The following is an 8,963-nucleotide window of genomic DNA, read 5'->3' as shown; positions in this document are numbered from 1 at the left end:
CCCCGGGCCCTGCCCCGCCGCATTGCCCGCCTGCCCTTCCCTGCCGCCTTCATGCGCTGGCGCCGCACTGGCCGCCTTGGCCTTTTGCGCTTCCTTACCCAGTTGGTCAATGGCCGCCAGGTTGCTTTTGCGCACGCTCTCGACGAAGCCCTGGAAGGGCACATCGGTGATCCCGACGAGGCCGAAGTGACCGTTTTCACCGTCCAGCAAACGCCCGGTGACCGGCTGGTCCACATACTGGAACCAATGCACCCCGACAATCGACGGCTCGGCCATGGCGTGCTTGAGGAAGTTGCCGTAGGCCGCGCCGCGATCTTCTTCCTTGGCCAGCTGCGTCACACCGCCCCAGAACGGACCACGGTCCGCCGAGCCGACATTGAATTCGGTGATCAGCACCGGTTTGTCCAGGGCGCGCAGGGCGGCAAAGTCATATCCGTCCTGGGGCTTGAGGGTGTACATGTTGAAGCTCAGCACATCGCAATACTGCGCGCAGGACGCCACCGCTTCCGGGGTACTTACCGCATAGCGGCCGCCCAACAGCAATTGGTTGGGTGCGTGCCATTTCAACGAGTCGGAAATGGTCTTGAAATAGGCGTCGGCGAAGGTCTTCTGGAAGTATTTGAAGTCGGCCTCGATTTCCGGGTGCTCGGGGTTCGGCATCGGCGGCTCGAAGCCTGGGTCTTCCATGAGTTCCCAGCCAGCCAGCTCGATGCCCCAGGCTTTCGACAGGCCCGCTTCGTTACGGTATTTATCGCGCAGTTGCTTGAGGAATGCGCGCTTGGCCGGCACATCGGTGGTCATGCGCAGGGTGCCGTAGGCCAGGGCATAACGGGATTTCGGATCATCGCCCGGCCCCGCCCAGGCCAGCTCGTTGTCGGCAAAGTAGCCGATCAGCCAGGGGTCGTCGCGGTGATCGCGAGCGGCGATGGCCACCGCGCGTTCGGTGGCCATGGCGAAGCGCGGGTCGAACGGGTCGGGCATCCCGCCCCACCAGTCGGTACCGGTGCTGATGCTGGCGTAGTCACCCACGATCGACAGCGGCAGGGTGTACGGCACACGGTCGGCAGTGGCCAGGTCCGGCTCGCTCCAGTTGCCCACGGTGTTGAAACCCCAGGCCTGCAGGCGGTCCAGTGTGTGAGTGAGCCAACGCTTGGCGTCAAAACCTTCAGTGCCATACGTGCGCTGCAGGTTGGCGCCGTAGAAATCGTACCAACGCCCGGCATTGAAGCTGCGGCCCTGATCGGCGCCGTTGCCGGTGCGGTTATCGCCGCTGCCGTAGTACTTGTCGAACGGCTCGCCGGCCTTGGGCAATGCGGCAAACATCCACTCACGGCCCGCCACGTAGGTCTGGCTGTTGTCCGGGGCTACCGTGTTCACGCCCAGGGAATAAAACGGATGGCCCAGCGGCGTCACCAGGAACCAGCGACCGTCACGTTTTTCGGTACGGAAAAAACCGCTCGCCTTGAACGCCGGGCCTTTGCTCCAACCGCCGTAGACGTCCAGGGACGACTTATCGCGCTCAGCCAGCCAGCCCTTGAGCTGTTGCTGCTCCTTGGCGGCCGCTGCCTTGAGTTGCTCGTCACTGCTGATTTTTTCTGGCCAGCGCGCGCGGGTCGACTGACCGTAGGCGTCCACCAGTTCGCTGTAGGCCGCCTTGAGCACCGGCTCGCTGTCCTGCACGCCGAAGCGCTCCAACAGGATGCTTTGCGCGGCCTTGGGCTTGACCATCGACAGGGTCACCGAGGCCACCTGGCTGCGGTCGATCTCGCCGGCGCTGGCGGCCAGCAACACACGCTGGCCGTCGACGGTGATCGGCATCGGCGGGCCGGCCTTCATGCCCTGGCTCAAAGGGGTGTTGGCTTGCAGTGGGACCAGCAGGGTCTGGGCCGGGCCGGCCGGCAAGTCGATGCGGCTGACCAGGGTTTTGCCGTCCGCGCTCTGCACTTTGACGTAGAGGGTCAGCGCCCAGTCCATGGCGCTCTGGATGCGCAGGCTCATGGCACTCGATTGCGACCAGTCCCAGGTGCCGTTCTGCGGGCTGAGCACCAGGCTCGGCTCAGCGGCCGGGTTGAAGGTGATACGGCGCAGCACCTCGCCTTCAGGGGTTTGTTCGGCGTTGTATTGCGGCAGGCTGGCGTCCTGCGTCGCCACCTTGACCACGTCGGCAGGCCGCACGAAGTTGAACAGTGTCTGTTGCCCGGCAGGCGCGGCCATCAATGGCGTGGCGAACAGCAGGGCAAAAAGGGCGGGCAGCGTGCGAATCATACGAACAAGGTTCTCCCAAACGGCCGGTGAATGGCCTGATGACATAAAGGCAATGAGATAGACCACGTGGTGGGCGAATTCGCCCACGGTGGGTTAAGAAATTTCGCGCCTGAAAGGCGGCAACGCATTCAGGATCGCCTTGCCGTAGCGCTGGGTGACCAGGCGGCGATCCAGCAGCGTAATGGTGCCCCGGTCCTCTTCGGTACGCAGCAAGCGCCCGCAGGCCTGGACCAGCTTCAAGGACGCGTCCGGCACCGAGATTTCCATGAACGGGTTGCCGCCGCGCGCTTCAATCCACTCGGCCAGTGCAGCCTCGACCGGGTCATCCGGCACCGAAAACGGGATTTTGGCGATGACCACGTGCTCACAGTAGGCGCCAGGCAAGTCCACGCCCTCGGCAAAACTCGCCAGGCCGAACAGCACGCTGGAGTCGCCGCCATCCACCCGCGCCTTGTGCTTGTTGAGGGTTTCCTGCTTGGACAGGTTGCCCTGGATAAACACCTGCTTGCGCCAGTCGCGGTCGAGGCCATCGAACACGTCCTGCATCTGTTTGCGCGATGAGAACAACACCAGCGTGCCACGCGAACCTTCCACCAGCGCCGGCAGGTCACGGATGATTGCCGCCGTGTGCGCAGCCGCGTCCCGTGGGTCGGCCTTGAGGTCCGGGACCCGCAGCACACCAGCGTCGGCGTGATGGAACGGGCTTGGCACCACGGCCGTCACGGCTTTTTTCGGCAAGCCGGCGCGCATGCGGAAACGATCGAAGGTGCCCAAGGCGGTCAGCGTGGCCGAAGTGACCAGGCAGCCGTAGGCCACATTCCACAGGTTGCGGCGCAGCATTTCGGCGGCGAGGATCGGGCTGGCGTTGACCTCGATATCAAACAGTGCACCGCTTTCCGCCAGGGTCAGCCAGCGGGCCATGGGCGGGTTGTCTTCCGGGTCTTCGACGGTGAAGGCGGTCCACAATTCCCAGTTGCCCTGGGCACGCGACAACAGGCTGCCGAACAGCGGGTACCATTCTTCGGCCTGGTTGCTGGCGATGCCGATATTGACCTCGCCATCCATGCCTTCCTTGAGCAGGTCGGTCAGACGGGTGAACAGGTCAGTGAGGCGCGAAAAGCCTTTCTTCAGCTCGATGCCCATTTCACGCATGTGCTCGGGGATCAGCCCGCCAACAAAACGGTGGCGTGGGCGCTCACGGCCTTCCACGTCTTCGCCGGGCTTGAAGTCGGCCACCTGCTCGCAGGCGCTGAACATGAATTGCTGCTGGGTCTTGATCTCCCGCGCCAGCTCCGGCACCTGTTCGATCAGCTTGCCCAGGTCGCCGGGCAGCGGGTGCTGGGCCAGCAACTTGGTGAGGTTCTTGGCGGTGGTTTCCAGCCAATCGGCGGTGGAACGCAGGCGCGTGTAATGGGCAAAGTGGCCGATGGCCTTGTCCGGCAGGTGGTGGCCTTCGTCGAACACGTAGAGCGTGTCGCGCGGGTCGGGCAGCACGGCGCCGCCGCCCAGGGCCAGGTCGGCCAGGACCATGTCATGGTTGGTGACGATCACGTCGACCTTGCCCATGCCTTCGCGGGCCTTATAGAAGGCGCACTGGCCGAAGTTGGGGCAATGACGGTTGGTGCATTGGCTGTGATCGGTGGTCAGGCGCGCCCAATCGGAGTCTTCCAGGGCGGTGGGCCAGCTGTCGCGGTCGCCGTCCCACTTATTGCCGGCCAGTTTCTCGATCATGCTGGTAAACAGCTTCTGGCTGACTTCATCGACCTCGATCTTGAAGCCTTCTTCCTCGAACAACGACGCCGTGGCGGTTTGCGCGTGGCCTTCCTGCAGCAATACGTCGAGCTTGGACAGGCACATATAGCGCCCACGGCCCTTGGCCAGGGCGAAGGTGAAGTTCAGGCCGCTGTTGCGCATCAGGTCGGGCAGGTCTTTGTAGACAATCTGCTCCTGCAGGGCGACGGTCGCGGTGGCGATCACCAGGCGCTTGCCGGCGGCCTTGGCGGTGGGGATCGCGGCCAGGCTATAGGCCACGGTCTTGCCGGTACCGGTGCCGGCCTCGACGGCCACGACCGCCGGGTCGCCACTGCGCCGGCCTTCGTCGTCGGTGTCGATATCCCCGAGGACTTTTGCCACTTCGGCGATCATCAGGCGTTGGCCGTAGCGCGGTTTCAAGCTCTTGGCTTCGAGAAAACGCGAATAGGCGCCCTGGATCGTGGTTTTGAGTTCAGTGCTGATCATGAATAGTCGGGCGCAAAAAACGCTGGATAAATTTTCAGTGGTTCGGATCGGCCGCTATCATACCCCGCTAATTAATCCCGCGCAGAACGGAGTACCACAATGACCGCGTTTAGCCTCGCTTACACCCTGCATGTACTGGCCGCCCTAGTGTGGGTCGGCGGTATGTTTTTCGCCTGGATGATCCTGCGACCCGCCGCTATGACGGCACTTGAGGGCCCTGCCCGGCTCAAGCTGTGGGCGAATGTGTTTCAACGTTTTTTCGTGTGGGTGTGGGTCGCGGTGCTGGTTTTGCCGATCAGCGGCGTTGGGCTGCTGCAGTTGCGCTTCAGTGGCTTTGAGGCCGCACCGCGTTATGTGCAGGTGATGATGGGCTTGTATCTGGTGATGACGGCGCTGTTTATCCGCATCCAGGCGTTGAAGTTCCCGGAGCTGCGTAAGGCAGTGACGACCGAGGACTGGCCAGCGGGCGCGGCTGCGTTAGGGCAGATCCGCAAGCTGGTGGGGATCAATCTGATCGTAGGGCTGGTGGTGGTGGCGATTGCTTCGGCTCGGCCGATGTTCTGAGGCCACCACATTTTGTGGCGAGCGGGCTTGCCCGCGTTGGGGCGCGCAGCGGCCCTAAACCCATACGCTGCGTTCTAACTGGAGGTACGCGGCAGGCTTATTGGGGCTGCTACGCAGCCCAACGCGGGCAAGCCCGCTCGCCACACAAGGCAGCTCACCACAACAAGCCAGCTCACCAAAATAAGCCCGCTCGCCACAAACAGCGGTGTTACAGGCGCTGAATGGTCACGGTGCCCGCAGGCCCAGCCGGCCCCGGTTGGCCTTCCAGGCCTGGGCGGCCCTTTTCGCCGCCATCGGCGCGGTACACCAGGCAGCCCTTGGATTGCCCACCCTTGCCGGGTTTACCCGCGGTACCGGCCAAACCGCCCGGCCCGCCGTCTACCCAGACCTTGATCTGTTCAGCCGGGAAGTCCTGCGGCAACTCCACGCGTACCTGCGCGCCCGCTGCACCCGGCAGGCCATCACCGCCGTTATCCCCATTGAAACCACGGCCCGCCGCGCCCCACGTGCAACCCGGGTCCACGCCATTGGCGCCATCCAGCCCGGCATAGCCTTGGGCACCGGCGCCGCCACGGGCGTCCACCGAGAGTTCTTCAGCGCTCAGCGAAGTGATCCGCAAGGTCAGGTCACGCCCGGCCTTGGCCGGTTTTTCATGGGTGCCGGGAGCGCCGCGCGAGGTGAACTGGCTGCCGTGCTCAAGTTGCGCATGCCGCACCTGCAATTGCAGCGCGGTAGTGCCAGGGACAATGGCGATGCGGGCGTCGCGCCCCAAGTGCAATTCGTCGACGGTGACCTGGCTGATAGTCGACGGAATCAGCAAGGTGCCGTAGTCCGCCACGTCCAGGCGCTCCAGTTGCAGCACGCTGGTGCTGCTGGGCAGGCGCATCAACGAGTTGGTTTCAACACTGACGCTCTGGGCCAGGGCGACGGGGCTGGCCAACATGGCCAACAGTAAAACCTTACGCATCATGGGGCTCCTGAGTGTTTTCAAATTTTTCTTTGGACGCACAGTAACGACTTCTACAGGCGATTTGCCAGTGAAGGATCAAAAAACTTGAGAAGAGTAGACGGTCGCCAGCAATGCCCCTGTGTGTGCCACAGGGGCAAGGGCTGTCAGCGGTTGATCTGGATTTCCGTACGGCGGTTGAGGGCGCGGCCGTCAGCGGTGTTGTTGTCGGCGACCGGGTGGCTTTCGCCCGCGCCGGTGACAGACACAAAGTTGCTGCGTGGCACGCCGGCGCCGATCAGGTAATCGGTGACCGAGTGGGCACGTTTTTCCGAAAGTTTCTGGTTGTAGGCATCGGCACCGACGCTGTCGGTATGCCCGCTGACCCGCAGCTGCGCGCTCGGGGCCTCTTGTTTGAGACGGGTGGCGACGGTGTCGAGCGTGGTTTTATCCGCTGCCGTCAACTTGGCCGAGTCGAACTGGAAGTGCACATCGCGGATCACGATGGTTTCTTCTTTGACCACGATCACCTCTTCAACCACCGCCGCCGGAGGCGCGGGTGGGCAGCCGTTGGCGTCGACCTGCACGCCTTTGGGCGTGCCGGGGCACTTGTCGCGGCTGTCCGGCACGCCGTCGCCGTCTTCGTCGCCATCGCCATGCACCCAGCAATAGGCGCCAGCCATGCCGCCGATCAACAGCGCGCCATAGCCTGCGTAGGCCGAGCTTTCAGTGGCACCGATCGCTGCACCGGTCACACCGCCCACAGCGGCGCAGGTGGGCCAATCGGTTTTTTGCAAACCTGCGCAACCTGTCAATACTCCGGTTAGCAGAACCAAGGGTAGAGCTGTCCGCATGATGCTCATCTGATTTCTCCTGAGGGGATCGGCGGGGGCCGACAGGTGGAGTAAAGACCGCTCTTTTCATCTGCGCCACTGCACCATCCCCCCGGATTCATTGAGGATCGCCGCCCACGCCGGACTTTTCGCAACCGCCCGCTCTAGGCCCGCACGCTCAGCCGCGCTAGTCTCTACGGTCCTGATGTGAGGATCTCTGATGACCGCTGGTATTTCTTCCCGTACGCCCCAGCAAGCGCTGGCTGCCTTGCTCGACCTGCACCAGCCAAAACGCCTGCTGCTATTGGGCGCCAGCCAGTTCCCGGCGCTCGACGCCTTCAAGGCAGCGCACCCCGACACCCACGTGTGCGTGGCTGAACCCGGGCCGCTGCCGGCAGCGCTCGCCGCCCAGCGCTTTGACCTGGCGCTGGTGGTGGACTGCCTGGAGCACCTGTCAAAACCGCAAGGCCTGACGCTGCTCGGCGGCATTCGCAACCTCAACGCCAGCCGCATAGCCGTGCTGGTGGACCTGAGCGCCTGCGACTGGAAGGACACTGACTTTTTCTCCCTGGCCCTGCAGGCCGGTGAGCGTTTCCAGCGCGATGAGCAGGTTCTGACGCTGTTTACCTATGATCTGCTTGACTATAAACAGGTGCCGGACTGGCTCAATGCCCGCTTCTGGGCCAACCCGGAAAACTTCGGCAAGTATTGGTGGTAACCCGATGAGTACATCCATTTGCCCCTGCGGCAGTGGCAACCTGCTGGATGCCTGCTGCGGCCATTATCACGCCGGGCACCCGGCGCCCTGTGCCAGCGCGTTGATGCGCTCGCGCTACAGCGCCTACGTGCTGGGTTTGGTGGACTACCTGGTCGCCACCACCCTGCCCGCTCAGCAGGCCGGGTTGGACCGCGACGCCATCGCGGCCTGGAGTGCCCAGAGCACCTGGCTAGGCCTTGAGGTGGAAAGCTCCGAGGTGTTCGGCGGCCAGCCGGAACACGCCTTTGTGACCTTTACTGCGCGCTGGCATGACGCCACTGGCGAACATAGCCACCGCGAGCAGTCTTCTTTCGTACAGAATGAGGGGCGCTGGTACTTCATCGACCCTACCGTGGAAGTGAACGCCGGACGCAACGATGCCTGCCTGTGCGGCAGTGGGCAGAAATTCAAGAAGTGTTGTTCCAGCTATCTATAGCCACCACAGGACAAACGCCATGCTCCGGATGTACAGCTTGATGCTGGCGTTGACCTTAGGCTTGAGCGGCTGCGCGTCGTGGTTCGAAGACGACTCACCGCCGCCCCATGTCTCCCTGGTGAAAGTCGACGTGGTGCGGGCCAAGTTGCTGGAGCAGAAATTCAAGCTGTACTTTCGCGTGGACAACCGCGACGACGCCGACCTGACAGTGCGCGGCCTGATCTACAAGGTCAGCCTGGGCGATTTTGTGCTGACCGAAGGCGAGTCCAATGAATGGCTGACCGTACCGCCACGGGGCCACGCGGTCTTCAAAATCTCGGTGCGCACCAACCTCTGGCCGCAGATACGCGATGTGGTGCGGATGCTGAAAAAACCCGACCGGCCCGTGCCCTACCGCCTGGAGGGTGAGCTGAAAACCGGATTATTCATCGGTTATGACGTGCAGGTGAACCACAATGGCGTGATAATCCCCGGCGATTTTATTCCGGAGCGACATCGATGACTCAGCAACCCCATGTCCATGGTCCTGACTGCAACCACGATCACGATCACGATCACGATCACCATGATCACGACCATGGCCATGTCCACGGCCCGAACTGCGGCCACGCTCACCAGGAGCCGGTGCGCAATGCGTTGAAAGACGTTGGCCGCAACGACCCTTGCCCGTGCGGCAGCGAGAAGAAATTCAAGAAGTGCCATGGCGCGTAAGCCGCCGGCATGGTCCTTGTTTCACTGAGGATCCAAATGTGGGAGGGGCGGTGCGACGATTCGACTTGCCCCCGATTGCAGTGTGTCAGCCAGCTAATCTGTAGCTGATCCACTGCCATCGGGGGCATGCCCCCTCCCACATTTGTTTTGTATTGCCAACTCAGACTTTGCGTTGGAACTGCAACACCGCTTCAAGCCCACCGCCCTCCCGAT

The 8,963-nt window shown here is 63.0% G+C and carries 9 protein-coding genes; 5 read left to right on the top strand and 4 right to left on the bottom strand.

Annotated elements, in window-relative coordinates; all coding sequences use genetic code 11:
- The coding region (locus tag GIW02_RS26525) for a beta-galactosidase (protein WP_236418768.1) at positions 1–2,265 on the bottom strand (2,265 nt) is incomplete at its 3' end.
- Positions 2,266–2,358: 93 nt separating this feature from the next.
- The gene (gene dinG, locus GIW02_RS26520) at positions 2,359–4,503 is read right to left on the bottom strand and encodes an ATP-dependent DNA helicase DinG (RefSeq protein ID WP_236418769.1); all 2,145 of its coding nucleotides are present in this window, start codon (positions 4,501–4,503) and stop codon (positions 2,359–2,361) included.
- 99 nt (positions 4,504–4,602) lie between these two features.
- On the opposite strand from dinG, the gene GIW02_RS26515 reads away from it, so the two are divergent.
- Positions 4,603–5,067: a CopD family protein gene (locus GIW02_RS26515; protein WP_236418770.1), complete on the top strand. Its 465-nt coding sequence runs from the start codon at positions 4,603–4,605 to the stop codon at positions 5,065–5,067.
- Positions 5,068–5,275: 208 nt separating this feature from the next.
- Here the strand turns inward: GIW02_RS26515 and GIW02_RS26510 are convergent, their stop codons facing one another.
- Together GIW02_RS26510 and GIW02_RS26505 are read right to left on the bottom strand one after the other, a co-directional pair.
- A complete protein-coding gene (locus tag GIW02_RS26510) occupies positions 5,276–6,034 on the bottom strand; it encodes a collagen-like protein (protein WP_236418771.1) in 759 nt (252 codons plus the stop codon).
- A gap of 146 nt (positions 6,035–6,180) precedes the next feature.
- Complete coding sequence (locus GIW02_RS26505) at positions 6,181–6,876, bottom strand: OmpA family protein (protein ID WP_236418772.1); 696 nt, start codon at positions 6,874–6,876, stop codon at positions 6,181–6,183.
- Between the two features lie 190 nt (positions 6,877–7,066).
- Here GIW02_RS26505 and GIW02_RS26500 point away from each other — a divergent pair, with 190 nt between their 5' ends.
- From GIW02_RS26500 to GIW02_RS26485, 4 genes are read left to right on the top strand one after another with little or no spacing between them, the layout of a single operon-like run.
- Positions 7,067–7,564, top strand: coding sequence for a DUF6231 family protein (locus tag GIW02_RS26500; RefSeq protein WP_236418773.1), 498 nt, complete (start codon positions 7,067–7,069; stop codon positions 7,562–7,564).
- 4 nt (positions 7,565–7,568) lie between these two features.
- On the top strand, positions 7,569–8,039 hold the full coding sequence (locus tag GIW02_RS26495) for a YchJ family protein (RefSeq protein ID WP_236418775.1): 471 nt from the start codon (positions 7,569–7,571) through the stop codon (positions 8,037–8,039).
- A 19-nt stretch (positions 8,040–8,058) separates the two neighbouring features.
- Positions 8,059–8,541 (top strand): LEA type 2 family protein, encoded by a 483-nt coding sequence (locus tag GIW02_RS26490; protein ID WP_236418777.1) that lies wholly within the window; start codon positions 8,059–8,061, stop codon positions 8,539–8,541.
- Positions 8,538–8,750, top strand: a complete 213-nt coding sequence (locus GIW02_RS26485; protein ID WP_102061753.1) for an SEC-C metal-binding domain-containing protein — start codon at positions 8,538–8,540, stop codon at positions 8,748–8,750. The genes GIW02_RS26490 and GIW02_RS26485 overlap by 4 nt, the downstream gene beginning before the upstream one ends.
- Positions 8,751–8,963 lie beyond the last annotated feature (213 nt).

The sequence above is a fragment of the Pseudomonas syringae genome, from assembly GCF_021606685.1.
GTDB lineage: Bacteria > Pseudomonadota > Gammaproteobacteria > Pseudomonadales > Pseudomonadaceae > Aquipseudomonas > Aquipseudomonas syringae_R.
The sequence above is the reverse complement of the archived record's forward strand: the minus strand, read 5'-3'. Positions and strand labels throughout refer to the sequence as shown.

Bases quoted from the DNA above. Each gene is read 5' to 3' on its own strand.
- GIW02_RS26485 (WP_102061753.1), top strand. From the start codon at position 8,538: ATGACTCAGCAACCCCATGTCCATGGTCCTGACTGCAACCACGATCAC.
- GIW02_RS26500 (WP_236418773.1), top strand. From the start codon at position 7,067: ATGACCGCTGGTATTTCTTCCCGTACGCCCCAGCAAGCGCTGGCTGCC.
- dinG (WP_236418769.1), bottom strand. From the start codon at position 4,503: ATGATCAGCACTGAACTCAAAACCACGATCCAGGGCGCCTATTCGCGT.
- GIW02_RS26505 (WP_236418772.1), bottom strand. From the start codon at position 6,876: ATGAGCATCATGCGGACAGCTCTACCCTTGGTTCTGCTAACCGGAGTA.
- GIW02_RS26490 (WP_236418777.1), top strand. From the start codon at position 8,059: ATGCTCCGGATGTACAGCTTGATGCTGGCGTTGACCTTAGGCTTGAGC.
- GIW02_RS26495 (WP_236418775.1), top strand. From the start codon at position 7,569: ATGAGTACATCCATTTGCCCCTGCGGCAGTGGCAACCTGCTGGATGCC.
- GIW02_RS26515 (WP_236418770.1), top strand. From the start codon at position 4,603: ATGACCGCGTTTAGCCTCGCTTACACCCTGCATGTACTGGCCGCCCTA.
- GIW02_RS26510 (WP_236418771.1), bottom strand. From the start codon at position 6,034: ATGCGTAAGGTTTTACTGTTGGCCATGTTGGCCAGCCCCGTCGCCCTG.